The following is a 23,705-nucleotide window of genomic DNA, read 5'->3' on the forward strand; positions in this document are numbered from 1 at the left end:
AGGAGTCCTTCCGCGCTGAACCGTGGCTAATGTCCTGCGCATGACACACGTAGGGAACACGCGTGCGCGACGGATGACAGTGGCGGTTGTCGGCGCTGTGGCCGCCTTGGTGCTCGGCGTCGGCGGGGCGATCGCCGTCGGAGCCCCGGACGACGGCTCGGCCGACCCGACTCCCGTCCCCACCGAAACGTCCGACGGCGGCTCCGTCGGAGGCTCGGGCGGCACGGACGGCGGCACCACCGATGGTGGTGGCACGGGCACGGCCGGGGGCAGCACCGATGGTGGTGGCACGGACGGCGGCAGCGTGAGCGGTTCGGGCGGCGTGGATCCCAGCCCCACCCCGACCGATGCCCCGGACCCCACGGACAGCCCTGACCCCACCGATGGACCCACCCCGTCTCCCACCGGCCCGACGAGCATCGACGACCTGACGAAGCGCATCGACGACCTCGAGAAGAAGGTCGACCAGCTGCCCACGAAGAAGGAGCTGGCCGACGCACTGCGGGCGTTCGCGGACAAGCTGGAGCAGGAGGACTGACGCGTCAGTCCACCACGGTCGTCCGGCGGGCCACGCCCAGCACGCACGCGGAGGTGGGGAGCCGGATCCCCCTCTCCGGCATCTTGACCTTGCGGTACTCCTCCACCACGAACCCGGCCTCCTCGATCGCGGCGAGCGTGTCCCGCGACGTGTGACACCCACCGCACACCAGCGGCCACACCGTCCGGTCCAGTGCCCGCTGGGTCGCCGCCATGGCGCGGTCGTCGGCCCGTACATGCTCGAAGAAGCGCAGCTCCCCGCCGGGGCGCAGCACCCGGAGGATCTCCGCGAGCGACCGTTCCATATTGCGTACGGTGCACAGCACGAGTGACGCGACGGCCCCGTCGAACGCCTCGCTCTTCACCGGCAGCGCCTCCGCGGCAGCCGGTACGACATCCACCGGCATACCGGCACGCAGCGCGGACCGGAGCGCCAACTGTCGTAGGCACCACTCGGGTTCGATCGCCACCACTTCGGACACGGCAGGCGGGTAGTGAGCGAAGTTCAGGCCGTTCCCCGCGCCGATCTCGATGACGCGTCCCGACAGACCCGTGAGCAGATCCGCGCGGATCGCCGCCATGCCGGATCTGGTCTCCGCGGCCACACTCATGCGGGCATAGACCCGGGCGAAGACCGGGTGGTGCACCGCGTCCTTCGGGATCTTCGTGCTCCGCAGGCGCATGACAGACCTCCTCGACAGGACCGGCTCCACCGGGTCGGCTCCACCGGACTGCTCGGCGCGGGCGGGCCGGACCCGCCCGAAACCGACCGGAGGAGCCCGACCGGCACTGTACGGCTACTTAGATTCTCCCCCCGTCCCGCGCCGCTCAGCCGCTCAGTCGGCGGCCGGATTCCCGGCCGGCTCCGCTCCGCGGCTCAGCGGGCGGTCCGGATCCCGCCCAGCTCCGCCGTCAGCCAACTCGTGGCCCGGGCGCGGAAGTCGACCGGCGCCAGCGCCCCCGCCCCGGCGGGCACCACGCCCAGGAGCGGCGCACCCGCCACCACCGGAAGATCGTCGAGATTGCAGCGTGCGGCGAGGTCGGGCTCGGCCGGCATGCTGCCCACCACCACCCCGAGGCACCCGAGCCCCCGCGCCCGCAGGGCCTCCGAGGTGAGCGCGGTCGTGTTGAGCGTGCCGAGCCCGGCAGACGTCACGACCAGAACCGGGGCGGCCAGCAGCCGGGCCGCGTCCGCGAGAGTGGCGCCTTCGTCGTCGAACCGTACGAGCAGCCCGCCCGCACCCTCGACCAGCACCAGATCGTGCTCGGTCGCGAGTTTCTCGGCCGCCTCCGCGATCTGTTCAGGGCGCACGGGCGCCATGCCCGACCGCCGGGCGGCCGTGTCCGGCGCCAACGGTTCGGGGAACCGGCCCAGTTCGAGGCCGGTGACTGCCTCGCCCGCCAGCCGACGCACCTCGAAGACATCGCCCGGTTCTCCCGGCGCGACACCCGTCTGGGCCGGCTTGAGCACGGCCACCGAACGCCCGGCGGCGACCGCCACCGCGGCCACCGCCGCCGTGACGACCGTCTTGCCGATCTCCGTACCCGTGCCGCTCACTACCAGTACCGGCATCTCAGCCCTCCCGCGCTGCGGCGCACACCGCACGGCAGATGCGCGCCAGATCGTCGTCGCCGGTCACATACGGCGGCATCGTGTAGATCAGGTCCCGGAACGGACGCAGCCACACGCCCTCACGGACCGCGGCCTCGGTGGCCGCAGCCATGTTCACGTCGTGATCGAGCTGCACGACGCCGATGGCGCCCAGGACGCGTACGTCCCGCACACCCGCGATCGAACGCGCACCGGCAAGACCGTCCCGCAGCCCCGTCTCCAGGCGCTTGACCTCCTGCTGCCAGTCCTGGCCGAGCAGCAGATCGATCGAGGCAAGGGCCACCGCGGCGGCCAGTGGGTTGCCCATGAACGTCGGCCCGTGCGCCAGCACCGGCACCTCGCCGCGCGAGATGCCGTCCGCCACCCGTGAGGTGCACAGCGTTGCCGCCATCGTGAGGTAGCCGCCGGTCAGCGCCTTGCCGACGCACATGACGTCGGGAGAGATCCCGGCGTGTCCGGCGGCGAACAGCTTCCCCGTACGTCCGAAACCGCTGGCGATCTCGTCGAACACCAGCAGCACGTCATGTGCGTCGCACGCCTCGCGAAGCGCCCGCAGATATGCGGGGGAGTGGAACCGCATCCCGCCCGCACCCTGCACCACCGGCTCCACGATCACCGCGGCCAGCTCATCGGCATGGCGCGCGATCAGGTCCCGGAGATGCTGTACGTACGCCTCGTCCGGCTCCGTGTCGAAACCACCGGGCGGCTCGTCGGCGAAGACCTGCTGGGGCAGCGCGCCCGACCACAGCCCGTGCATGCCGCCCTCGGGGTCGCACACCGACATCGGCTGCCAGGTGTCGCCGTGGTAGCCGCCGCGCCAGGTCAGCAGCCGCTTCTTGGCCGGCCGGCCGGTGGAATGCCAGTACTGCAGGCACATCTTCACCGCGACCTCGACCGACACCGAACCGGAGTCGGCGAGGAAGACATGACGCAGCGGTTCCGGCGTGATCTCGACGAGCCGGGCTGCCAGCCGCACGGCGGGCTCATGGGTGAGGCCGCCGAACATCACATGGCTCATCCGGTCCAGCTGGCCGCGCGCCGCCTCGTTGAGCACCGGATGGTTGTAGCCGTGCACCGCCGACCACCACGACGACATGCCGTCGATCAACTCGTGCTGCCCATGGACGGGTTCGGCGAGACGGAGCCGTACCCCGGACGCGGACTCCACGATCAGCGGCTCCTGCCTGCCCGGCATCGGGCCGTACGGGTGCCAGACGTGGTCCCGGTCCAGGGTCCGCAACTGCGTGGGGGAGAGGGGGTCAGGCATTGGGGGCGAGATCCGTCCCCGCGCCGCGTCGGCGGACCGACACCAGATCCGTGCGCGCGGCCGGAGCCCCGGCGTCGACGGCCGCGGGCTCGTCGACCGCGTCACCACAGGGCCCACAGCCCGCGGAGTGTCCGCCGCAGCCGCCGCCGGTCTCCGGCTCGGCCCCCACCTCTGCACGGTGCCGGGGCAGCGTCGTCGTACCCGCGCCCTCCACCTCGAAACCGGCGTCCGCGATCATGTCCAGATCTGTCTGTCCCGCCTGGCCCTCGCTGGTCAGATAGTCGCCCAGGAAGATCGAGTTGACCAGGTGCAGGGCGAGCGGCTGCATCGAGCGCAGATGCACCTCGCGGCCGCCCGCGAGCCGTACCTCGACATCCGGGCAGACGAACCGGACCATCGCCAGAATGCGCAGGCAGCGCTGCGGGGTGAGGTTCCACTCCTTGGCGAGCGGCGTGCCCTCGAACGGGATCAGGAAGTTCACCGGAACCGAATCCGGGTCCAGCTCGCGCAGCGAGAAGACGACATCGACCAGATCGGTGTCGCTCTCGCCCATCCCGGCGATCAGCCCGGAGCACGCGGAGAGCCCCGCCGCCTGCGCCTGCTGCACGGTCTCCACCCGGTCCGCATAGGTGTGGGTGGTGGTGATGTCCCCATACGTCCCCTCCGACGTATTGAGGTTGTGGTTGTACGCGTCGGCGCCCGCCGATCGCAGCCGGTCGGCCTGCCCCTCGGAGAGCAGACCGAGGCAGGCGCACACCTCGACGCCCTCGTTCTGCTCCTTGATCGCCTCAATCGTCTGCGACACCCGGTCGACGTCCCGGTCGGTCGGACCGCGGCCGCTCGCCACCAGGCACACACGCTTCGCGCCGCCCGCCACCCCGGCGGCGGCGGCCTTCGACGCCTCGTCCGGCTTCAGCCAGGTGTACTTGAGGATCTCGGCCTTCGAGCCGAGCCGCTGCGAGCAGTACGAGCAGTCCTCGGGGCAGAGCCCGGACTTGAGGTTGACCAGATAGTTCAGTTTCACCCGTCGGCCGAACCACTGGCGGCGTACCTTTCCGGCCGCGGCCACCACTTCGAGCAGATCGTCGTCGGAGGTCGCCAGCACGGCGAGCGCTTCTTCTCGGGTCGGCAGCTCGCGCCGCAGCCCCTTGTCCACCAGCGTGTTCAGGAGGTCCATGGCGATGATCCTTGCCTACTCCACCGCCCTCAGCCAAGGAGGAACCGGACAACAGAGCCCGCAGAGGGTGTGTGTATTGCCACACCATGCCCGGCTGCGCCCCCGGTTAGGGTCTGTGAGCTGCCTACAAAAGGGACCGTCGCCATGCCCCTCGCCCCGTTCGACTGGATCGACGACGAGGCCCGCCGCCGTGCGGACGCCGGACTCGTCCGCACGCTCCGCCCCCGGCCCGCCGAACCGGAACTGCTGGACCTCGCGAGCAACGACTACCTGGGCCTCACCCGGCACCCCGAGGTGACCGCGGCCGCCGCCGAGGCCGCGCACCGGTGGGGTGCGGGCGCCACCGGCTCGCGGCTGGTCACCGGCTCCACCGCACTGCACGCCGAACTCGAACGCGAACTGGCCGCATTCTGCGGCTTCGAAGCGGCCCTGGTCCTCTCCTCCGGCTACGCGGCCAATCTCGCCGCGCTCACCGCCCTCACCGGCCGGGGCTCCCTGATCGTCTCCGACGCGGGCAACCACGCCTCCATCGTCGACGGATGCCGGCTCTCCCGGGCCGAGACCGCCGTCGTACCGCATGCCGACCCCGAGGCCGTCGCGAAGGCGCTGTACGCGCACGGCGGTCGCGCCCTGGCCGTCACCGACTCCGTCTTCTCCGTCGACGGTGACGCCGCACCGCTGCCCGAACTGGCCGACGTCTGCCGTGCGCAGGGGGCCGCGCTGCTCGTCGACGACGCGCACGGTCTGGGCGTGCTCGGGGAGGGCGGACGCGGCGCCCTCGCCGCCGCCGGCCTCGCGGGCGGCGAAGGGATCGTCGCCACCGCCACCCTCTCCAAGTCCCTGGGCAGCCAGGGCGGAGCGGTCCTCGGACCGGCCCGGGTGATCGACCATCTGGTCAACGCGGCCCGTACGTTCATCTTCGACACCGGGCTCGCACCGGCCGCTGCGGGCGCCGCCCTCGCGAGCCTGCGTCTGCTGCGCCGCGAGCCGGAACGGGCGGGCAGAGCCGGCGCGGTCGCCACCGCCCTGTACGAACAACTGACCGCCGCGGGGCTGACCGCGGTGCGCCCCGACGCCGCCGTCGTCTCGGTCCGGGCACCTTCGGCGGACGCGGCGGTGCGCTGGGCGACCGACTGCCGCACGGCCGGGATCGCGGTGGGCTGCTTCCGCCCGCCGTCGGTCCCGGACGGCATCTCGCGGCTGCGGCTCACTGCCCGCGCCGATCTGACAGAAGGGGAGATCGCGAACGCGGTGGAGACCGTCCTGCGGACGGCTCCAGCGGCCTGACCGGACCCGCTGACGGGCCGGTCAGCCGGCCGGCCCGTCGGTCAGGGCGGCGACGAACGACTTCCAGGCCGCCGCCGAGAACCGCAGCGGAGGCCTGGACACGTCCTTGGAGTCCCGCACGGCCAGCTGTTCCGGGCCGAACGGCGCTGCTTCCACGCAGTTGTTCATCCCCGTGCTGCGGCTGCTGCGCCGCCACCGTAACGCGTGCTCTGCGAGGCAATCGGACATCGGGCCCCCTCGGGCAGTCTGAGGTTCCTAGCCGTCGCGGTCGATCGCGGCGATCAGGTCCAACGAGTGCTCCGGCGACAGCGCGTGTGCCTGCATGGTGCAGAAGGCCGAGCTGTACGCCTCAAGGTCTTCTTTCCGTTCCAGATAGAGGCTACTCGTCAGGTGGTCGAGAACGACCACATCCAGATCAGAAGTGTTCGGAAAAGAGAAGATAACGAACGGCCCGGTGAGACCCATGTACCCACCCACCGAGAAGGGCAGCAACTGCAGTTCGACGTGCGGCAGTTGGGAGACCCGGATCAGATGGCGCAACTGATTGCGCATCACCCGGCGCCCGCCGACCTCGCGCCGCAGTACCGCCTCGTCGAGCACCGCGGTCAGTCGTAGCGGCGGATCGGTCCGCAGCACCCCCTGCCGGGCGAGCCGCACCTCCACCAGCGAGTCCAGCTGACCGGCGGGCAGTCCGTCCAGTGACGCACGGGTCACCGCACGCGCGTAGTCGGCGGTCTGCAGGAGCCCCGGCACCACGGAGGTCTCCAGCGTGCGAGCGGTTCTGGCCTGGGATTCCAGACTGATGAAGTCCCGGTACTGGGGCGGGATGAGACCGCGATAGGCGTGCCACCAGCCGGTACCGCCGCCGCCCGCCGAGCCCGCGAGCGTCTCCAGGAGCGTCCGTAACTGCGGGTCGTCCAGACCGTAGGCATCCAGCAGTCGGCTCACATCGGCCGGTTTCACACCGCTGGTACCGGTCTCGATCCGGCTCACCTTCGACTGATGCCAGCCGAGCAGCTGTGCCGCGTCACGACTAGTCAGTCCGGACGTGTGGCGCAGACTTCGCAGCTCCTCCCCGAGCTTGCGGCGGCGCACCGCGGGACCGTGCTGCATTCGCGGCCTCCCTCCCTCTCGTGCCGAGGGGCCATCTTGCCGCCCATGTGCGGTATTCCGGGCCAGAGTTCACCGCTTCGAGCGACAGATATATGCATAACTTGGTGGATCGCCGTCACGGAGGGCCGCATCAGTGGCAATCTGGCGCGAAGCGCACCCCGGGCCGATCACGGGTCGGTCCGGGCGGGAAAAGGACGGCTCGCCATGGCAGACCATCAAGAAGCAAGCGTCACTCTGCCGAGCGAGCCGCTCTCGGTCTCCTCGGCCCGGAGATACGTGGCGCGAGTGCTCGCCGACTGGGGTCTCCCCGATGACACGGAGACCGCCGACACCATCCGGCTCATCGTCTCCGAGCTCACCACCAACGCCGTCCAGCACACCTTCGGCCAGTCGCCGACCTTCACCGTGGACCTGCGGCTGGAGCGGGAGGAGCAGCTGCATCTCGGGGTGACGGACAGCCACCCCCGCTGGCCCCAGCGACTGCCCGCCGCCGTGCGGCAGGACAACGGGCGCGGCATGGTGATCATTCGCTGTCTGACCAAGGAGTGCGGCGGACGGCTCACGGTCACGCCGACCGCCGAGGGTGGCAAGACCGTCTGGATCGCGCTCCCCTGGACGCTGCCCGTCCAGACTTGACCACCGTCCTCGCGGACCTGGACTCGGCCCGGCCGGGACGTCGCGTCCCCGGCAGTCGGCAGCCCGTCGCCCCGGTGACTCGCACACCATGGCGGGTGTCGCCCCCGCCTCGACCAGGGCGTTCTTCACCCCCTGGCGCGCCGGCCGCTGATCAGCAGCGCGCCGGTCCATCCGGCGCCCGTGCTCCTTCTCAGCCTGCTGCCGCAGTTCGTTCCGGACGGGCGGCCGCCCGTGCCCAGGCCCCTGCTGCCGGCCACCGTCGTCGTGCTGCTCGCGCTGATCTGGTTCCCGACCGTGGCGCTCCTGGTGGACCGCCCGGGCCGGTGGCTGCGCCGGCCGCGTGCCGCCCGCGCCGTCGCGGGCGGCAGCGGCGCGGAGCTCACCGCGCTGGGGCCGGCGCTGGTCACCGGCCCCCTGCTGCACTGACCGGCGGAGGCGACCGGCAGCCGAAAGGCGGATCAGGTGAAAGAGGCGGAGGTCAGCGGACCCGTCCGTACCAGACGCCCCTCGTCCAGATCCTCTCCAGCCGCACCACGGCACCGCTCTTCGGCGAGTGCCAGATCCTGCCCTTACCGGCGTAGATCCCCACGTGGTAGACGCTGCGCCCCCAGTGGAAGAAGACCAGATCGCCGCGTCGCCGCTGCGAGGCCGAGATGTGCCGGGTCTTGTTGTACTGCTGCTGGGCCGTGCGGGGGAGCTTCTTGCCCACCTTTTTGAAGACGTACATCGTCAGACCCGAACAGTCGAAACGGTGGGGGCCCGTGGCCCCGTACCGGTACGGCGATCCCTTCTTCGACGCGGCGATGTTGAGCGCCTTCGCCGAATGAGCCGCGGCCTGGGCTTCGGCCACAGTGCCGGGGGCGATCACGGAGCCGCCGACGGCGGCGAGCGTCAGAACCGTGGCGGTACCTGCCCGAGTGAGCAGCGACGGGACATGAACCTGCGCAGTCATGCGCAACCCTTCGTCAGCCGCCTGTGAAGGATGACCTGTCGGGTTCGGGCTGGCGAAGTTGCCCGGCCGCACTCGGCGGCTTCACCCCGAGGGTCGACCGGATGTCCGGTCGACCCGTTGTGCTCGGGTCCTCCACTCCTGCCGATCCACTTCTGTCGACCAGGCATCCGGGCGGCGGCAGGACTCGGCGTCCGCCCGGACCGCCCCGCCGCGGTGGCGGGGGCTTGTCGTCCCACGGATCTTGACTCACCGAGTGTCGGATTTCAGAAGATAAAGAGCGATATGGACGATTCATTACGATTGACCCGTACGGGTGGGTGCGGTAGTTCTGTGAACGCGGCCGGTCGGCCCCGACCGGTCCCGTACCAGCGGCGGAATGGCAGACTCCGTTCACCGGCCATGCCGGAAGCGCAAGTTGAACAATCCCTCGCGCGGGGGATCTCCTACGCCGAACGAGCGAGGAATTTTGATCAGCCCGCCGGGCGTGTCGCGGAAGGGGGTTGGTCAACTCGTCTGGGCAGGGGGCACGGTGACCCGTCGGGCCCGCCGCTCCCCGTCCAGCACGCGAAGCGCCCGCGCCAAGGTGGCGGCGTGGATCTGTGCTTCACCGCGCTCGTGCATCAACACGAGTGCGTTCCGCAGGGCGACGGCCCGCGAGGCGAGTGCCTGCGCCGCGCGCAGCGCGCCGTAGGTGTCGCTGCCGTGGGCCGGGTTGATCCGGCCCAACTGGTCGAGCACCTCCAGGTAACAGTCGATGAACTCGCCCTCGGCGCGCGTCAGTGCGGGCAGCGGCGGGAACTCCGGTGACTGCATCGGGTGTTCACCTCGCGCTGTTCGGCGGCAGTGACGTCTTGCGGTTCTCCAGAACGTGGTCCACCAGGCCGTACGCCTTGGCGCCCGGGGCGTCGAGGATGAGATCGCGCTCGATGTCCGCGGCGATCCGTTCGGCAGTTCGCCCGGTGTGACGGGCCAGTAGGCGGGTGAGCTGTTCACGGATGCGGACCAGTTCCCGCGCCTCGATCTCCAGATCGGACGGCTGACCCTGCAGCGGCTCGGGAAGCGCGGGCTGCTGCACGACGACCCTGGCCCCGGGGAGGGCGTGCCGCCGGCCGGGGGCGCCCGCGGCGAGCAGCAGGGCTGCGCTGGAACCGGCCTGTCCGAGGCAGAAGGTCTCCATCTCGCAGGTGAGGTACTCCATCGTGTCGTAGATCGCCGCCATGGCGTCGAACGAGCCGCCGGGGGAGTTGATGTAGAGGGAGATGGGGCGGTCGGGCGCGGCGTGTTCCAGGTACATGAACTGCGCGATCAGATCGGTGGCGGCGGTGTCGTCGACCGGGGTGCCGAGGAAGACGATCCGTTCGGCGAGCAGCTTGGAGTACGGGTCGAGGGTGCGGGTCCCGTCGGTCGTGCGCTCGGTGAACTCGGGCAGTACGTAACGGGCGGCAGGGCGGAACATGGTGAAGCCTCTCCTCCGGTGTCTGCGTCTGTGGGGCCTGCACAAGCATCTGTAAAAAATGTACAGGACGTACAGAAGGTTATGATGGGGACTATGGCCTACGAGATTCCGGTGACGCAAGCCCGAGCTGAGCTCGCCGAACTGATCAACCGCGTCGTCTACGGCGGCGAGCGAGTCGTGGTGACCCGGCACGGCAAGCCGCTGGTGGCGCTCGTTTCGGCCGCTGACCTGGAGCGACTCGAGAAGGAAGAAGCGGCTGCCGAGGAGCAGGTGATCAGCTCGGTCTCCTCGATCGGTTCCGCCGCGTCCGCCACGGGCGAACGGCGACGCTTCGGTATCGCGGCGGAACACCGGGGGCAGACCGACCCGGGCAACTGACGGCCTGTGACCGCGTGGTGAGGTCGCCGGACGCACCGCCGCGACGCCACCGTGTACGCCCGGCCCCGGCGGCGTCACCGCGTCACCGGGCGCTGCCGTGACCCGTAACGCAACCCGGCGGCGACACCCGCGATCGCCGGCGGACGGATGCTCGCGCCGAGCGTGCTGCCGCGCGGATCCCCGGCGGGTGCCGCCACCACATCCGTGGCCTGCACCTGGCTGCCGGCCAGGGCCTGGGTGGTGACGGCCTCGCGGAGCGGCTGGGCCACCATCGGGCTCGCCGCCGAGGCGGTCGGCAGCTGCGGCCCCTTCGGTGTGATCACGACCGTGCCGTATACGACCCGGTCCTCGATGGCGGTACGGGCCGCGGCCTCGTCACCGAAGCGGTGGATCTCGAAGGCGTCCCCGTGCTGCTCGAACCGCTGCTGGAGCCGGTCGGCGGCCGGTGCGGAGCCCGCGATGCCCACGGGGAGGTCCCAGGTACACCTCGACGCCCGCCGCCGGCAGGTCCTCGACGGCGCCGCACGCTGCTTCGCGCGGAACGGCTTCCACGGCACCTCCATGCAGGACGCACTGCACGAGGTCGGGCTCTCGGCGGGTGCGGTCCACCGCTACTTCAGTGGCAAGGACGACCTGATCGCGGCCATCGCCGGAGAGGCGGTCGGCAGTGTCCGGCAGGCGTTCGAGGAGGCGGCCCGGGTCAGCCCGCCACCCACCCCCGATGTGCTGATCGGCCGTGTGACGCGGATGTGGCCCGCACCCTGATCGCCACCGCCCAGGGTTTCATCGTGCAGCCGGCGATGTTCGGGGGCGCCACGCCGGAGGTGCTGGAGAACGGCCTGCGCGGCCTGATGTCCATGGACCTGCAAAAGATCAGTTAACGCGCCGGAAAAACTTCCGCCCTAACGTGCAATACCTCGGAGTGAGACACCGGTTCTGAGTTCAACAGTCTGTTGAGCGCAGTTAATGTCTCGCTGCGCCCAGCACCGGTACTGGGCGGAAAACTGTGAGGTGGAAGCGTTGCAACTGACCCCGCACGAGCAAGAACGCCTGCTCATCCATGTGGCCGCCGACGTGGCGGAGAAGCGTCGGGCGCGTGGACTGCGACTCAACCACCCCGAGGCGGTGGCGCTGATCACCGCGCATCTGCTGGAGGGCGCCCGCGACGGCCGTACGGTCTCCGAACTGATGGCGTCCGGGCGGAAGGTACTCACCCGCGACGACGTCATGGACGGGATCCCCGAGATGATCCACGATGTGCAGGTCGAGGCCACATTCCCGGACGGCACCAAGCTGGTCACCGTCCATGATCCGATCGTCTGACGGGGCGCCGCCGATGATCCCCGGAGAGATCCTCTACGCGGACGGGCCCGTGCCGCTCAACCCGGGCCGCCCGGTCACCCGACTCACCGTCCTCAACGCCGCCGACCGGCCCGTCCAGGTCGGCTCGCACTACCACTTCGCGGAGGCCAACCCAGGCCTCGAATTCGACCGTGCGGCCGCCCACGGCCTGCGGCTGAACATCGCCGCCGGGACCGCGGTCCGCTTCGAGCCCGGCATCCCCGTCGACATCGAACTCGTGCCCCTCGCCGGACGGCGCATCGTCCCGGGCCTGCGCGGCGAAACCGGAGGTGCCCTCGATGGCTGAGCTCAACCGCGCCGTGTACGCGGATCTGTTCGGGCCGACCACCGGCGACCGCGTCCGGCTCGCCGACACCGATCTGCTCGTCGAGATCGAGGAGGACCGTTCCGGCGGCCCCGGACTCGCCGGCGACGAAGCGGTGTTCGGCGGTGGAAAGGTGATCCGCGAATCGATGGGCCAGGCGCGCACCACCCGGGCCGAAGGGGCTCCCGACACCGTCATCACGGGCGCCGTCATCATCGACCACTGGGGCATCGTCAAGGCGGACATCGGCATCCGCGACGGCCGGATCACCGGCATCGGCAAGGCAGGCAACCCGGACACGATGGACGGCGTCCACCTCGATCTCGTCATCGGCCCGGAGACCGAAATCATCGCGGGCAACGGCAAGTTCGTGACGGCAGGCGCCGTCGACGCACACGTCCACTTCATCTCGCCGACCATCGTCGACCAGGCGCTCTCCGCCGGTGTCACCACGCTCGTCGGCGGCGGCACCGGACCGGCCGAGGGTACGAAGGCCACCACGGTCACCCCGGGCGCCTGGCACCTTGCCCGGATGTTCGAGTCGCTGGAGGTCCACCCCGTCAACATCGGACTGCTCGGCAAGGGCAACACGATGTCCGGCGACGCTCTGCGGGCCCAACTGCGCGGCGGAGCACTCGGATTCAAGATCCATGAGGACTGGGGGGCCACTCCGGCCGTCATCGACGCCTGTCTGAACGTGTGTGAGGAGAGCGGCGCTCAGCTCGCCATCCACACGGACACTCTCAACGAGGCCGGCTTCGTCGGCGACACCCTAGCCGCGATCGCCGGGCGCTCCATCCACGCGTACCACACCGAAGGCGCCGGCGGCGGCCACGCGCCCGACATCATCACCGTGGTCTCGGAGCCGTACATCCTGCCCAGTTCCACCAATCCCACCCGGCCGCACACCGTCAACACCATCGAGGAACACCTCGACATGCTGATGGTCTGCCACCACCTCAACCCGGCCGTCCCGGAGGACCTGGCGTTCGCCGAATCGCGGATCCGGCCGTCCACCATCGCCGCCGAGGACATCCTCCACGACCTCGGAGCGATCTCGATCATCTCCTCCGACTCCCAGGCGATGGGCCGCGTCGGCGAGGTCGTCCTGCGCACCTGGCAGACCGCCCATGTGATGAAGAAGCGCCGCGGCCCCCTGCCCGGCGACGGGCGGGCCGACAACCACCGAGTGCGTCGCTATGTCGCCAAATACACCATCAACCCGGCCGTCGCCCAGGGCCTCGACCAGGAGATCGGTTCCGTCGAGACCGGCAAACTCGCGGACCTGGTGCTGTGGGACCCGGCCTTCTTCGGCGTCAAGCCGCAGACCGTCATCAAGGGCGGACAGATCGCATACGCGCAGATGGGCGACGCCAACGCGTCCATCCCCACCCCGCAGCCGGTGATGCCCCGGCCGATGTTCGGCGCACTCGGCCGGGCGCCCGCCGCCAACTCGTTCAACTTCGTGGCGAGTGCTGCCATCGAGGACGGGCTGCCGGAACGCCTCGGACTCGGTAAACGCTTCGTGCCGATCACCAGCACCCGGGGGGTCACCAAGGCGGACATGCGGGAGAACGACGCGCTGCCGCGGGTCCAGGTCGATCCGGACAGCTTCGCGGTGACCATCGACGGCGAACCGGTCGAACCCGCGCCCGCCGCCGAACTCCCCATGGCCCAGCGTTACTTCCTCTTCTGAGACAGGTCATGTGATGAGCCGCGCAGCACTGCTCGTCCTCGCCGACGGCCGGTTCCCCGCCGGGGGGCACGCCCACTCGGGTGGCGCCGAACCGGCCGTCGAGGCAGGACGCATCCGTAACGCCGAGGACCTCGCCGCCTTCTGCCGGGGCCGCCTGCACACCACCGGACTCACCTCCGCCGCGCTCGCCGCGGCGGCCGCCCACGGCCTCGACCCGCTCGCGCTCGACGAGGCCGCCGATGCCCGCACACCGTCACCCGCACTGCGCGCGGTCGCGCGCAAGCTCGGCCGTCAGCTGATGCGGGCCGCCCGTGCCACCTGGCCCAGCCCCGAACTCGCCGTACTCGCGGAGGCCCGGCCGCGCGGCGCCCACCAGCCCGTCGTGCTCGGCCTCACCGCACGCGCGGCGGGTCTGGGACCCGAGGACGCGGCGCACTGCGTCGCGTACGAAACGGTCAGCGGACCGGCCACCGCGGCGGTCCGGCTGCTGTCCCTCAACCCCTTCGAGGCCACCGCAGTCCTCGCCCGCCTCGCGCCCGAGCTCGACCGGGTCGCCGAACAGGCCGCCGCCGCCGTTCACCACGGCATCGACGCGCTGCCCGCAGCCTCCGCGCCTCTGCTCGACATCACCGCCGAAGCGCACGCCGCCTGGCCGGTCCGCCTGTTCGCCTCATAGGACCACCCGCACCACACCCCTCAGGAGCCGCACCCCATGCATCTGGACCACTCCCACGACGGCCCGGCAGCCATCAGTGCCGACGCCGCACGCCCCGACGGCACCCGCCGCGCCCTGCGCATCGGTCTCGGCGGCCCGGTCGGCTCCGGCAAGACGGCGACCGTCGCAGCGCTCTGCCGCACGCTGCGCGACCAGGTGTCCATCGCCGTCGTCACCAATGACATCTACACCCGCGAGGACGCCGCGTTCCTGCTGCGCAACGCCGTGCTGCCGCCCGAGCGCATCCAGGCCGTCGAGACCGGCGCCTGCCCGCACACCGCCATCCGCGACGACATCTCCGCCAACCTGGAAGCCGTCGAGGACCTGGAGGACACCGTCGGCCCTCTCGATCTGATCCTCGTCGAGTCCGGCGGCGACAACCTCACCGCCACCTTCTCCAAAGGTCTGGTCGACGCCCAGATCTTCGTCATCGATGTGGCGGGCGGTGACGACATCCCGCGCAAGGGCGGGCCCGGTGTCACCACCTCCGACCTCCTCGTGATCAACAAGACCGACCTTGCGCCGTACGTCGGCTCCGATCTGGACCGGATGGCCCGGGACGCCGCGGAGCAGCGCGGCACACTCCCCGTCGCCTTCACCTCCCTCACCTCCGGCGAGGGCGTCAAGCCCGTCGCGGACTGGGTACGGGCGCAGCTCGCTGCCTGGACCGCATGAGCGTCCACGCGACCGCCCGGATCACCGCCGTCCCCGACGGCCGTGGCGCCACGGCTCTCCCCGTCCTCGAGAGCGACGGGCCGCTCGCCCTGCGCCGGACCAGGGCCACCGTCGCACCGTGCGCCCGGGTCACCGTCGTGGGCGCGATGAGCGGACCGCTGGGCGGCGACCGGCTCGCCATCGAGGCACGGGTCGAGGCAGGAGCCAGGCTCACCGTGGACTCCGCGGCGGCGACCGTGGCGCTGCCCGGCCCTGGACCGGATGTACAACCCGCCACATACGACATCGAGTTGACGGTGGGAGAGAGAGCCGAGCTCAACTGGCTTCCGGAGCAGCTCATTTCGGCGTGCGGCAGCGAGCTGCGCATGACCACCAGGGTCGAACTCGCCGAGACCGCGAGGCTGGTGCTGCGCGAGGAACAGGTCCTCGGCCGCCACAGCGAGACCACCGGCACTCTCACCAGCCGCCTGACCGTCCACCGCGCCGGGCGCCCGCTTCTCGATCAGCAAGTGGCGTACGGGCCGGGGGCACCCGGTGGCTGGGACGGCGGCGCCGTGCTCGGCGGACATCGTGCGGTCGGCCAGCTCCTCGTCGTGGACCCGGCATTCGAGGACAAGTGCCCCGATACGAGGCTGCTGGGGCCGACCGCCGTCCTCACCCGGCTGGTCGGCCCCGCGGTACTGGTGACCGCCGTGGCCCTCGACGCACGACTGCTGCGCACCGTTCTGGACGATGCACTGGACGAGGTGCTGGCCGGCTGACACGGTTGCGCACCGCTCAGCGGGACACGGGTGTCCGGTTATCGATTCGGTAAAGAAGTGCGTGTACGCCCTGTTCTCAGGAACCCCACAGGCGACAGGATCCGCGGGAGGTCTCGATGTGAACTGCGCTGCCAACCGCGGCGCTTCAGACAATGGGGGAGGTTCCACTTGAGACGCACAGCAGTGCTCGGCTCGGCCGGCACTCTGATCGCGGGCACGCTCATAGCGGGCGCGATAGCCGCACCGACGGCCACAGCCGACGGCCGCCACCACAGCGGTTCGGAGGCGCGCGGCGTCCAGATCGCCGCCGCACGGGCGGCCCACACCGGCATCGACTGGAAGGACTGCCCGGCCGACTGGGCCCTGGCCACTCCGATTCAGTGCGGCTGGGTGACCGTACCGCTCGACTACGCCAAGCCCCACGGCAAGCAGATCAAGCTCGCCGTCGACCGGCACGTCAGCACCGGTACGAAGGCGGAGCGGCAGGGCGCGCTGCTCTACAACCCGGGCGGCCCCGGCGGCTCCGGGCTGCGGTTCCCCACCCGGATCACCAACAAGAACCCGCTGTGGACAAAGGCCGCGAAGGCGTACGACTTCGTCGGCTTCGACCCCCGCGGTGTCGGCCACTCGGCGCCGATCTCCTGCGTCGACCCGCAGGAGTTCGTGAAGGCCCCGAAGGTCGACCCGGTACCCGACAGCGAGGCGGACAAGCGCGCCCAGCGCAAGCTCGCCGCCGAGTACGCGGACGGCTGCGCCGAGCGCAGCGGCGACATGCTGCCCCACATGACGACGCCGAACACCGCACGTGACCTGGATGTCATCCGCGCCGCGCTCGGTGAGAAGAAGCTCAACTTCCTGGGCGTCTCCTACGGCACCTACCTGGGGGCGGTCTACGGCACGCTGTTCCCGGACCACGTCCGGCGCATGATCGTCGACAGCGTGGTCAACCCGGCGAAGGACAACATCTGGTACGAGGCCAACCTCAACCAGGACATCGCCTTCCAGAAGCGCTGGGACGACTGGAAGGCATGGGTCGCCCAGAACGACGCGGCCTTCCACATCGGCACCACCCCTGCCCAGGTGGAGCAGGAGTGGCTGAAGCTGCGTGCCTCGGCCAAGAAGAACCCGATCGGCGGGGTCGTCGGACCCGCCGAGCTCATCGGATTCTTCCAGAACGCGCCGTACTACGACTCCACCTGGGCGCTCGTCGCCCGGACCTGGAGCAACTACCGGGCCGGCGACACCCAGGCGCTGGTCGACGCCGCGGGCCCCGACATGTCGGACCTCGCGGGGAACGCCTCCTCCGAGAACGGCAACGCCGTGTACACGGCCGTCGAGTGTGCGGACGCCAAGTGGCCCACCAGCTGGCAGAAGTGGGACCGCGACAACACCCGGCTGCACAAGGACTACCCGTTCATGACCTGGGCCAACGCCTGGATGAACCTGCCCTGTGCGACCTGGTCGGCCAAGCAGCAGACCCCGCTGGAGGTCAAGACCGGCAAGGGCCTGCCGCCCGTCCTGATCGTGCAGTCCACGCGTGACGCCGCCACCCCGTACGAGGGCGCCGTCGAGCTGCACAAGCGGTTCAAGGGTTCGCGTCTGATCACCGAGAAGGACGCCGGTTCGCACGGCGTCACGGGCCTGGTCAACCCCTGCATCAACGAGCGGGTGGACACCTACCTGCTCACCGGACAGACCGACGGGCAGGACGTGACGTGCACCCCGCACGCCACGCCGAAGCCGTAGTCGGCTGAGCGAGGGGGACGGGCGGCCGGAGGATCATCACCGGCCGCCCGTCTCCCGTACGGGACCCGCTCGCCGACCCCGGCCCTACCGCGTCGGCCGTTCCCGGTCGTACCGCGCCAGCCAGGCGTCCTCCGCCTCATAGTCGAACAGGCCCTCGCCGTACGCCCGCAGCATCGCCGGGAAGGCGTCCCGCCAGTCCCGGCCGTCGAGCTGCCCGACGAGCCACTCGACGGTCTCCGGCAGCGACTCCACGTAGCCCGTCACCGGCCGGTAGCCGAGCTCCTTCCCGGCAGCCGTCATGTCGTACACGATGGGATGGGCACTGCTCCACGGCGTCTCGCCGACCTCCCCCACCGGCGGTGCCCCGTCCACCAGCACCGTCTCCGTCTCCCGGCCGAGCACCCCGTCGATGGCCGACGCGATCTCCACGATCGTGGGCGCATGCGGATCAGCCGCGTTGAGCACCCTCGACCCGGGCTGCCCGGCGGCGAGCCGGATCAGCTCGGCCACGTTGGACACGTGGACCGGATGGAAGCGGCTCGTGCCGTTGTACGCGAGCACCCGTCGTCCGCGCCCGTCCAGCAGCCGCTTCACGAAGTACAGCTCGCGCGGCGAGCGGCAGTGCGGGCCATGGATCGCACCGGCCCGCAGCAGCGTCACCGGCAGGGCGTCACCCGCCGCCAGCAGATCCCGCTCCAGCCGGATCTTCCTGGTCCCGTACGTTGCGTCCCCCGGCGCCACCGTGCGCTGTGTCTCCGGGATCGGCACCGGGTACCGCGGGGCCCCGTCGGGCTCGCCCTGGGTGTCGAAGCTGCGGCCGCGATCGTCCTCGTACACCGCACCGCTGGAGATGACGACCGCCGAACCTATCCGGTCCGCGAGCCCGGTCAGCTGCCGGGCGTGCTGCTCGCCGTACGCCACCATGTCGACGAGCACGTCACAGCCGTCGCCCAGCGCCGCGGCGAGCGCCCCATCCTCGTCCCGGTCGAGGGTCGTCGTCCGTACGCCGTCGGCCCATTGCTCGTCCCGCCCGCCGCCGCGCGAGGCCGCCGTCACCTCCCATCCGTCCTCGACGAGCGCCCGCACCGCGGCCCGCCCGATCTGTCCCGTCGCTCCAAGAATCCATGCGTGCCCTTTGCCCATGCGAGGAACGCTAGGCGGAGGCGGCCCCGTTGGGCCATGCGCGTTCGCCGATCGCGGATTCGCGGTCAGCGTCGCAGCCTCGGGAACTTCTTCGCCTGTTCCGCCTGCGCGGCCTTCACCTTGACCGCGTACTCGTCGACGTACTCCTGACCGGAGAGCCCGAGGATCGCGTACATGATCTCGTCGGTGACTGCCCGGATCGCCGCCTTCTGATTCTCCATCCCGGCATAGCGGGAGAAGTCCATCGGCTCACCGAAGCGGATGGTGACCTGCTTGATCCGCGGGACGACCTTGCCGGGAGGCTGGATCTCGAACGTACCGACCATCGCGCACGGCACCACCGGCACCTGCGCCTTGATCGCCATCACCGCGACACCGACCTTGCCCTTGTAGAGCCGCCCGTCGTGCGAACGGGTCCCCTCCGGATAGATCCCGAGCAGCTCGCCCTTGCTCAGCACCCCGAGCCCTTCACGGATCGCGGCCTGTCCCGCATCCTTGCCGGACCGGTCCACCGGGATCTGCCCGGCGCTGTGGAAGAACGCGGCGGTCAGCCGCCCCTTCAGCCCCGGACCGGTGAAGTACTCCGCCTTGGCGAGGAAGGTGATGCGCCGTTTGATGATCGCGGGCATCAGGAAATGATCGGAGAACGACAGATGGTTGCCGGCGACGATCGCCGCGCCCTCCTCCGGAATGTGCTCCAGTCCCTCGATCCTGGGCCGGAACAGCAACCGCAGCAACGGCCCCAGAATGACGTATTTGAGCACGTAGTAGAACACGGTGGCTCTCCCATCCCTACAGGATCGGCTCCGGGGCAGCGTTCTGCCAGGTCACGGTATGAATCTACCGAGTGAATCGATTTCCATGCCTGTTCGACTGCCGTGGGGGCGACCGGACTCGGGCCGGCTCCGGGTCGGCTCACGTGATGGCCCTTCAGATCAGGCCTCTGCGGCCTGGCGCACGCAGACTGCTGAGACGATCGATCGTAGCCCGATCAGTCGTGGAGGGTCTCGCCCGGAACTCATGCGGCCGGGCGCCCTGTCCGGGCAGCCCTTAGGGTCGGGGAGATGGGAGTGCGGGGATCGTCTGTACGTGAAGTCGGGGGCCGGGATGGGAAATGACGGGGCGGCGGTGTGCCGGCGACTGCGGGAGGCCGACCTGCCGGCAGGACTGATGCACACGGAGAGCCGGGAGTTCCTCGTGGTGCAAGGGTTGCCGGAGTCGGCGGCGTTCCTGGACTTCGCGGGGCTGGGGGCCGGCCCGCCGGCGACCCTGGACATCGGTGAGGGGGCGGTCGGTGCCGGCCCCCTGTTCGTCCTGGGGGAGACGGAGTACTGCGGCAGCTGGGTGGTGCTGGACGGCGTGAGCGGGGAGGTCCACCTCGCCGGGCGGGGCGGCGGTGCGCTGCGGCGCGACCTGCTCGCCTCCGATCTGCCCGCCCTGGCCGGGCTGATCCGCGAGACGGAGGCGGTGGCCCTGGCCGCCGAGCAGCGGGACGCGGGTGACGGGCGCCGCGGTGCCGGGGTGGCCGCCGCCGTGATGGGCATCGCCGAGCGGCGGATGCGAGAGGTCGACCCCGGGTTGTTCCGCGCCGCTGCGGAGAACCCGCCCGCGCACTGGGACACCGCACTGCTGGTCGCCTCGCTGGCCTGGGGCGCGTTGCCCGGCACGGAAGCTGACGGTCTCGCCTACGAGTTCGGGGCCGACCTGGTCGAGGAGCTCGCCGCGCTGACCGATGAGGGGCTGGTACGCCGCTACCGGCCCGAGGAGTTGCCCGCCGCGCTGGTCCACGAGCCGACGAGGCGACTGCTGACGGACGTGGGGCTGCCGCTCGGTGGAGAGATGTTCGGGGTCGAGGAGGAGGCTCCCCTGGTCAGCATGGCGGAGGCACACCCGGACTGCTTCCAGGATGCCGACGAGGGGGAGGAGGAGCGCGGGTACCAGCGCGACTACCTCGCGATCGGCTGGTGGCCCCACGACCTTGCAGTCGCGCTGGACGGCTCGAGCGGCCGTCTGGAGCTGCCGACCTGGTACGACGAGGGCCTGCCCGCCGCCTACCTCAACCGGGACCTGTCCGCGCTGCTGTACGCGCTCTGGGCGTACGAGCGGCTGCGCACCGAGTGGCGGCGCTGGGACAACGGGCGCAGGGCCACCGTCTGGTCGGTGTTCGACCCCCATGTGCTGCTGCTCAGCGTGGTCGACAGGTTGGTGGAGGCGGTCGACCCGGAGGCGTTCGCGACGCCTGCGCACTCCTGGCGAATGCTCGCCGAGGACGGGCACACCGGCGGTCTGCTGGCCTGAGGCTCCCTCATGCCCTCCCGGCGGGCGACGAGAGACGGACGTGCTCGATCTGTTGCGCCGCGCCGGGTACCCCCGGGCGGTCGCCGCCTCCCCACTGCCGGAAAACCCGGTGCCCCGCCTGCACGGGGTTCACTACACTCGCCTCGAACCGCGCGCCACAACAACATTCCGGCGCGCGCCGTGACGAGTGAGGGGAGACCGGCCATGCGTTACCGCATCGCTGTTGTTGTTCCCCCGTCACGGTACGAGGTGATCCTGGTGTCTTCGTGCGCCCGGTTCCGGCTGCGCGGCCGGAACCGGATGTCCGTGACGGACAACTGACCCCTGATCGAACGGTGTTGAGCCGCCCGGCGGCCGACTTCCGGTGCGGTGCGCCGCATCAGGGGCTTCTGCGTGGCCTGACTGCAGGCCAGTTCGTCCGGAGATCGCGCCGCCCCGTTCCGGATCACCCCGAAAGGCCATGGGCCGTGCGTACCGACCTGCACCGTCATCTCACCAGTCCGCTGACCGCCGTTCGCAATCTGGGCATCCTCGCCCACGTCGACGCCGGCAAGACCACCCTCACCGAACGGATCCTCTACCTCACCGGCGCCACCCACAAGCGAGGCGAGGTCCATGACGGGACGACCGTCACCGACTTCGATCCCCAGGAACGCGATCGCGGGATCACCATCTTTGCCGCTGCGGTGAGCTGTGCCTGGGACGGCCACCGGATCAATCTGATCGACACCCCCGGCCACGTGGACTTCTCCGACGAGGTGGAGCGTTCGCTACGGGTGCTCGACGGAGCGATCGCGGTGTTCGACGCTGTCGCAGGAGTCGAACCGCAGAGCGAGTCGGTGTGGCGGCAGGCCGATCGGCACGGGGTCCCACGGATCGCCTTCGTCAACAAGCTGGACCGTGCCGGTGCCGACCTCGACACGGCGGTTGCGTCGATACGGGACCGGTTGCACACGGTCCCGCTGGTGGTCCAGCTGCCGATCGGAAAGGAGGACGGGTTCACCGGGGTGGTGGATCTGCTCCGTATGCGGGCGCTGGTCTGGCCCGACGACGGCGGTACGCCCGAGGAGGGCCGGGTGCCGGACGCCCTGCTGGAAGAAGCGCACCGACGCCGACGACTGCTGGAGGAGACGGTGGCGGAACTTCATCCGGTCGCTTTGGAGGAGTTCTGTGCGGGGTCGAAGGTCTCCGCACAGACGCTGGCCGCCGCGCTGCGCGACCTGACCCGGACCGGTGAGGGCGTGGTGGTGCTGTGCGGGACGGCCTACCGCAACCGCGGGATCGAGCCGCTGCTGGAGGCCGTCGTGGCCTATCTGCCCTCGCCGCTGGATGTGCCGGCAGTCCGCGGCACCCTGGACGGTGCGGTGCAGGAGCGGGTCGCCGATCCGGCGGCGCCCTTCGCCGCGCTGGTGTTCAAGGTGAGCTCGACCGCCACGGGGCGGCTGACCTATCTGAGGGTGTATTCGGGAACGATCGGGAAGGGAGACACGGTGCTGGACGTGGGCGCCCGGCGTAACGAGCGCGTCGGCCGGATCCTGCGGGTGCAGGCCGGGCGGCACTCGGACGTGGAACGGGCGGTGGCCGGGGACATCGTCGCGGTGGTCGGGCTCAAAGCTGCCCGCACCGGTGCCACCCTGTGCACACCCGCGGCACCACTGGTTCTCGAACCGCCTTCCGTGGCGGCTCCGGTCGTCTCCGTAGCGGTCGAGGCCCGCAGGAGCATCGATGCCGGCCGCTTGGTGTCGGCGCTGGTGCGGCTGGTCGAGGAGGACCCTTCGCTGTCGGTCCGGACCGATCCCGAGACCGGCCAGACGGTGCTGTCAGGAATGGGGGAACTGCATCTGGAGGTCGCGGTGGAGAAGATCCGTCGTGCTCACGGGCTGGACGTCGGTGTCGGCCGGCCGCAGGTGGCCTACCGGGAGACGGTCGCCCGAGGGGTGTCCGCACTGGTGTACCGGCACGTGAAGCAGGACGGGGGCGCCGGCCAGTTCGCTCACGTCGTACTCGACACGGAGCCGTTGGAAGCTTCCGGTGACAACGACACGGGCCGCGCGGTGGACTTCGTCTTCCGATCGACCGTCGTCGGTGGACGTGTGCCGCAGGAGTACGTCCGGGCGGTGGAGGCCGGCTGCAGGGACGCTCTGGCCGAGGGCCCCCTCGGCGGTCACCCGGTGACCGGACTGCGGGTCACGCTGACCGACGGAGCCACCCATTCCAAGGACTCCTCGGAGATGGCGTTCCGGACGGCCGGGCGGCTCGCGCTTCGGGAGGCACTGCGCAGCAGCGTGATGGTGCTGCTGGAACCGGTGGTGGAGGTCACGGTCACCGTGCCCGGCGACGCCGTGGGCGGTGTGCTCGGTGACCTGGCGGCACGGCGCGGCCGGGTCTCGGGCTCGACCTCGCGGGCAGGTACGGCGGTGATCACGGCGACCGTGCCGCTGGCCGAGCTGTTCGGCTACGCGACCCGACTGCGCAGCCGGACCCAGGGCCGGGGAACGTTCACCACCCGCGCCACCGGTTACGCCCCGGCGCCGGGCGCGGTGCTCAACCGGACACCGCCCCGGTAGCCCCCGAGGATGGCCCCTGCCCG

General features: G+C 70.7%; 24 protein-coding genes, 3 pseudogenes and 1 riboswitch. Of the genes and pseudogenes, 15 read left to right on the forward strand and 12 right to left on the reverse strand.

Features of this window, described 5'->3' with window-relative positions; genetic code table 11:
• Nucleotides 1–40 precede the first annotated feature (40 nt).
• Nucleotides 41–538, forward strand: coding sequence for a hypothetical protein (locus OHA88_RS37320; protein WP_328628749.1), 498 nt, complete (start codon nt 41–43; stop codon nt 536–538).
• A gap of 4 nt (nt 539–542) precedes the next feature.
• On the opposite strand, the gene OHA88_RS37325 is transcribed toward OHA88_RS37320, so the two are convergent.
• The 4 genes from OHA88_RS37325 to bioB all read right to left on the reverse strand — a co-directional run bounded on the left by OHA88_RS37325 (nt 543) and on the right by bioB (nt 4,593).
• Entirely contained in the window at nt 543–1,220 is a 678-nt protein-coding gene (locus tag OHA88_RS37325) for a class I SAM-dependent methyltransferase (protein ID WP_326602325.1), read from the reverse strand.
• Nucleotides 1,221–1,414: 194 nt separating this feature from the next.
• On the reverse strand, nt 1,415–2,110 hold the full coding sequence (gene bioD, locus OHA88_RS37330; RefSeq protein ID WP_267006378.1) for a dethiobiotin synthase: 696 nt from the start codon (nt 2,108–2,110) through the stop codon (nt 1,415–1,417).
• 1 nt (nt 2,111) lies between these two features.
• Nucleotides 2,112–3,416 (reverse strand): adenosylmethionine--8-amino-7-oxononanoate transaminase, encoded by a 1,305-nt coding sequence (locus tag OHA88_RS37335; protein WP_328628750.1) that lies wholly within the window; start codon nt 3,414–3,416, stop codon nt 2,112–2,114.
• Nucleotides 3,409–4,593 carry a biotin synthase BioB gene (bioB, locus tag OHA88_RS37340; protein WP_328628751.1) on the reverse strand — a complete coding sequence of 395 codons (1,185 nt, stop codon included), beginning with the start codon at nt 4,591–4,593 and terminating at the stop codon, nt 3,409–3,411. Before bioB ends, OHA88_RS37335 begins: the two co-directional genes overlap by 8 nt.
• A 144-nt stretch (nt 4,594–4,737) precedes the next feature.
• On the opposite strand from bioB, the gene OHA88_RS37345 reads away from it, so the two are divergent.
• On the forward strand, nt 4,738–5,880 hold the full coding sequence (locus OHA88_RS37345; protein WP_328628752.1) for an 8-amino-7-oxononanoate synthase: 1,143 nt from the start codon (nt 4,738–4,740) through the stop codon (nt 5,878–5,880).
• A 21-nt stretch (nt 5,881–5,901) separates the two neighbouring features.
• Here OHA88_RS37345 and OHA88_RS37350 read toward each other — a convergent pair whose 3' ends face one another.
• Together OHA88_RS37350 and OHA88_RS37355 are read right to left on the reverse strand one after the other, a co-directional pair.
• Nucleotides 5,902–6,108: a DUF397 domain-containing protein gene (locus OHA88_RS37350; protein ID WP_267006382.1), complete on the reverse strand. Its 207-nt coding sequence runs from the start codon at nt 6,106–6,108 to the stop codon at nt 5,902–5,904.
• A 27-nt stretch (nt 6,109–6,135) separates the two neighbouring features.
• A complete protein-coding gene (locus OHA88_RS37355) occupies nt 6,136–6,993 on the reverse strand; it encodes a helix-turn-helix domain-containing protein (RefSeq protein ID WP_326602319.1) in 858 nt (285 codons plus the stop codon).
• A 204-nt stretch (nt 6,994–7,197) separates the two neighbouring features.
• Here OHA88_RS37355 and OHA88_RS37360 point away from each other — a divergent pair, with 204 nt between their 5' ends.
• Both OHA88_RS37360 and OHA88_RS37365 read left to right on the forward strand, forming a co-directional pair.
• Nucleotides 7,198–7,629 carry an ATP-binding protein gene (locus OHA88_RS37360; protein ID WP_328628753.1) on the forward strand — a complete coding sequence of 144 codons (432 nt, stop codon included), beginning with the start codon at nt 7,198–7,200 and terminating at the stop codon, nt 7,627–7,629.
• Between the two features lie 168 nt (nt 7,630–7,797).
• Nucleotides 7,798–8,055: pseudogene (locus OHA88_RS37365) on the forward strand (LysE family translocator); the annotation flags it as partial.
• A gap of 52 nt (nt 8,056–8,107) precedes the next feature.
• Here OHA88_RS37365 and OHA88_RS37370 read toward each other — a convergent pair.
• The 3 genes from OHA88_RS37370 to OHA88_RS37380 all read right to left on the reverse strand — a co-directional run bounded on the left by OHA88_RS37370 (nt 8,108) and on the right by OHA88_RS37380 (nt 10,037).
• Nucleotides 8,108–8,581, reverse strand: a complete 474-nt coding sequence (locus OHA88_RS37370) for a C40 family peptidase (RefSeq protein WP_328628754.1) — start codon at nt 8,579–8,581, stop codon at nt 8,108–8,110.
• Between the two features lie 3 nt (nt 8,582–8,584).
• A riboswitch (cyclic di-AMP (ydaO/yuaA leader) is annotated at nt 8,585–8,757 on the reverse strand.
• 328 nt (nt 8,758–9,085) lie between these two features.
• A complete protein-coding gene (locus OHA88_RS37375) occupies nt 9,086–9,394 on the reverse strand; it encodes a hypothetical protein (RefSeq protein WP_267006386.1) in 309 nt (102 codons plus the stop codon).
• Between the two features lie 7 nt (nt 9,395–9,401).
• Nucleotides 9,402–10,037: an ATP-dependent Clp protease proteolytic subunit gene (locus tag OHA88_RS37380; protein WP_267006387.1), complete on the reverse strand. Its 636-nt coding sequence runs from the start codon at nt 10,035–10,037 to the stop codon at nt 9,402–9,404.
• Nucleotides 10,038–10,130: 93 nt separating this feature from the next.
• On the opposite strand from OHA88_RS37380, the gene OHA88_RS37385 reads away from it, so the two are divergent.
• Nucleotides 10,131–10,415 carry a type II toxin-antitoxin system Phd/YefM family antitoxin gene (locus tag OHA88_RS37385; RefSeq protein ID WP_267006388.1) on the forward strand — a complete coding sequence of 95 codons (285 nt, stop codon included), beginning with the start codon at nt 10,131–10,133 and terminating at the stop codon, nt 10,413–10,415.
• Between the two features lie 113 nt (nt 10,416–10,528).
• On the opposite strand, the pseudogene OHA88_RS37390 reads toward OHA88_RS37385, so the two are convergent.
• A pseudogene (locus OHA88_RS37390) lies at nt 10,529–10,891 on the reverse strand (ABC transporter permease); the annotation flags it as partial.
• Here OHA88_RS37390 and OHA88_RS37395 point away from each other — a divergent pair.
• From OHA88_RS37395 to OHA88_RS37430, 8 genes and pseudogenes are all read left to right on the forward strand, one after another.
• A pseudogene (locus tag OHA88_RS37395) lies at nt 10,875–11,296 on the forward strand (TetR/AcrR family transcriptional regulator). The pseudogenes OHA88_RS37390 and OHA88_RS37395 sit on opposite strands and share 17 nt — an antisense overlap.
• 139 nt (nt 11,297–11,435) lie before the next feature.
• The gene (locus OHA88_RS37400) at nt 11,436–11,738 is read left to right on the forward strand and encodes an urease subunit gamma (RefSeq protein WP_176902329.1); all 303 of its coding nucleotides are present in this window, start codon (nt 11,436–11,438) and stop codon (nt 11,736–11,738) included.
• A gap of 13 nt (nt 11,739–11,751) precedes the next feature.
• Nucleotides 11,752–12,063 carry an urease subunit beta gene (locus OHA88_RS37405; RefSeq protein WP_267008179.1) on the forward strand — a complete coding sequence of 104 codons (312 nt, stop codon included), beginning with the start codon at nt 11,752–11,754 and terminating at the stop codon, nt 12,061–12,063.
• On the forward strand, nt 12,056–13,777 hold the full coding sequence (locus OHA88_RS37410; protein ID WP_328628755.1) for an urease subunit alpha: 1,722 nt from the start codon (nt 12,056–12,058) through the stop codon (nt 13,775–13,777). The genes OHA88_RS37405 and OHA88_RS37410 overlap by 8 nt, the downstream gene beginning before the upstream one ends.
• A 13-nt stretch (nt 13,778–13,790) precedes the next feature.
• Nucleotides 13,791–14,453 carry an urease accessory protein UreF gene (locus OHA88_RS37415; RefSeq protein WP_328628756.1) on the forward strand — a complete coding sequence of 221 codons (663 nt, stop codon included), beginning with the start codon at nt 13,791–13,793 and terminating at the stop codon, nt 14,451–14,453.
• Between the two features lie 36 nt (nt 14,454–14,489).
• Nucleotides 14,490–15,167 carry an urease accessory protein UreG gene (gene ureG, locus OHA88_RS37420; RefSeq protein ID WP_267006392.1) on the forward strand — a complete coding sequence of 226 codons (678 nt, stop codon included), beginning with the start codon at nt 14,490–14,492 and terminating at the stop codon, nt 15,165–15,167.
• On the forward strand, nt 15,164–15,928 hold the full coding sequence (locus tag OHA88_RS37425; protein ID WP_328628757.1) for an urease accessory protein UreD: 765 nt from the start codon (nt 15,164–15,166) through the stop codon (nt 15,926–15,928). The genes ureG and OHA88_RS37425 overlap by 4 nt, the downstream gene beginning before the upstream one ends.
• A 168-nt stretch (nt 15,929–16,096) precedes the next feature.
• Entirely contained in the window at nt 16,097–17,674 is a 1,578-nt protein-coding gene (locus OHA88_RS37430) for an alpha/beta hydrolase (RefSeq protein WP_328628758.1), read from the forward strand.
• An 84-nt stretch (nt 17,675–17,758) separates the two neighbouring features.
• On the opposite strand, the gene OHA88_RS37435 is transcribed toward OHA88_RS37430, so the two are convergent.
• Nucleotides 17,759–18,817 (reverse strand): NAD-dependent epimerase/dehydratase family protein, encoded by a 1,059-nt coding sequence (locus OHA88_RS37435; RefSeq protein ID WP_328628759.1) that lies wholly within the window; start codon nt 18,815–18,817, stop codon nt 17,759–17,761.
• Nucleotides 18,818–18,882: 65 nt separating this feature from the next.
• Nucleotides 18,883–19,593 carry a lysophospholipid acyltransferase family protein gene (locus tag OHA88_RS37440; RefSeq protein ID WP_328628760.1) on the reverse strand — a complete coding sequence of 237 codons (711 nt, stop codon included), beginning with the start codon at nt 19,591–19,593 and terminating at the stop codon, nt 18,883–18,885.
• Between the two features lie 331 nt (nt 19,594–19,924).
• Between OHA88_RS37440 and OHA88_RS37445 the strand changes: the two genes are divergently transcribed.
• Nucleotides 19,925–21,115, forward strand: coding sequence for an SUKH-4 family immunity protein (locus tag OHA88_RS37445; protein ID WP_328628761.1), 1,191 nt, complete (start codon nt 19,925–19,927; stop codon nt 21,113–21,115).
• A 467-nt stretch (nt 21,116–21,582) separates the two neighbouring features.
• Nucleotides 21,583–23,682, forward strand: coding sequence for an elongation factor G (gene fusA, locus OHA88_RS37450; RefSeq protein ID WP_328628762.1), 2,100 nt, complete (start codon nt 21,583–21,585; stop codon nt 23,680–23,682).
• The last annotated feature ends 23 nt before the right edge of the window (nt 23,683–23,705 follow it).

The organism is Streptomyces sp. NBC_00353, from assembly GCF_036108815.1.
Classification (GTDB): domain Bacteria; phylum Actinomycetota; class Actinomycetes; order Streptomycetales; family Streptomycetaceae; genus Streptomyces.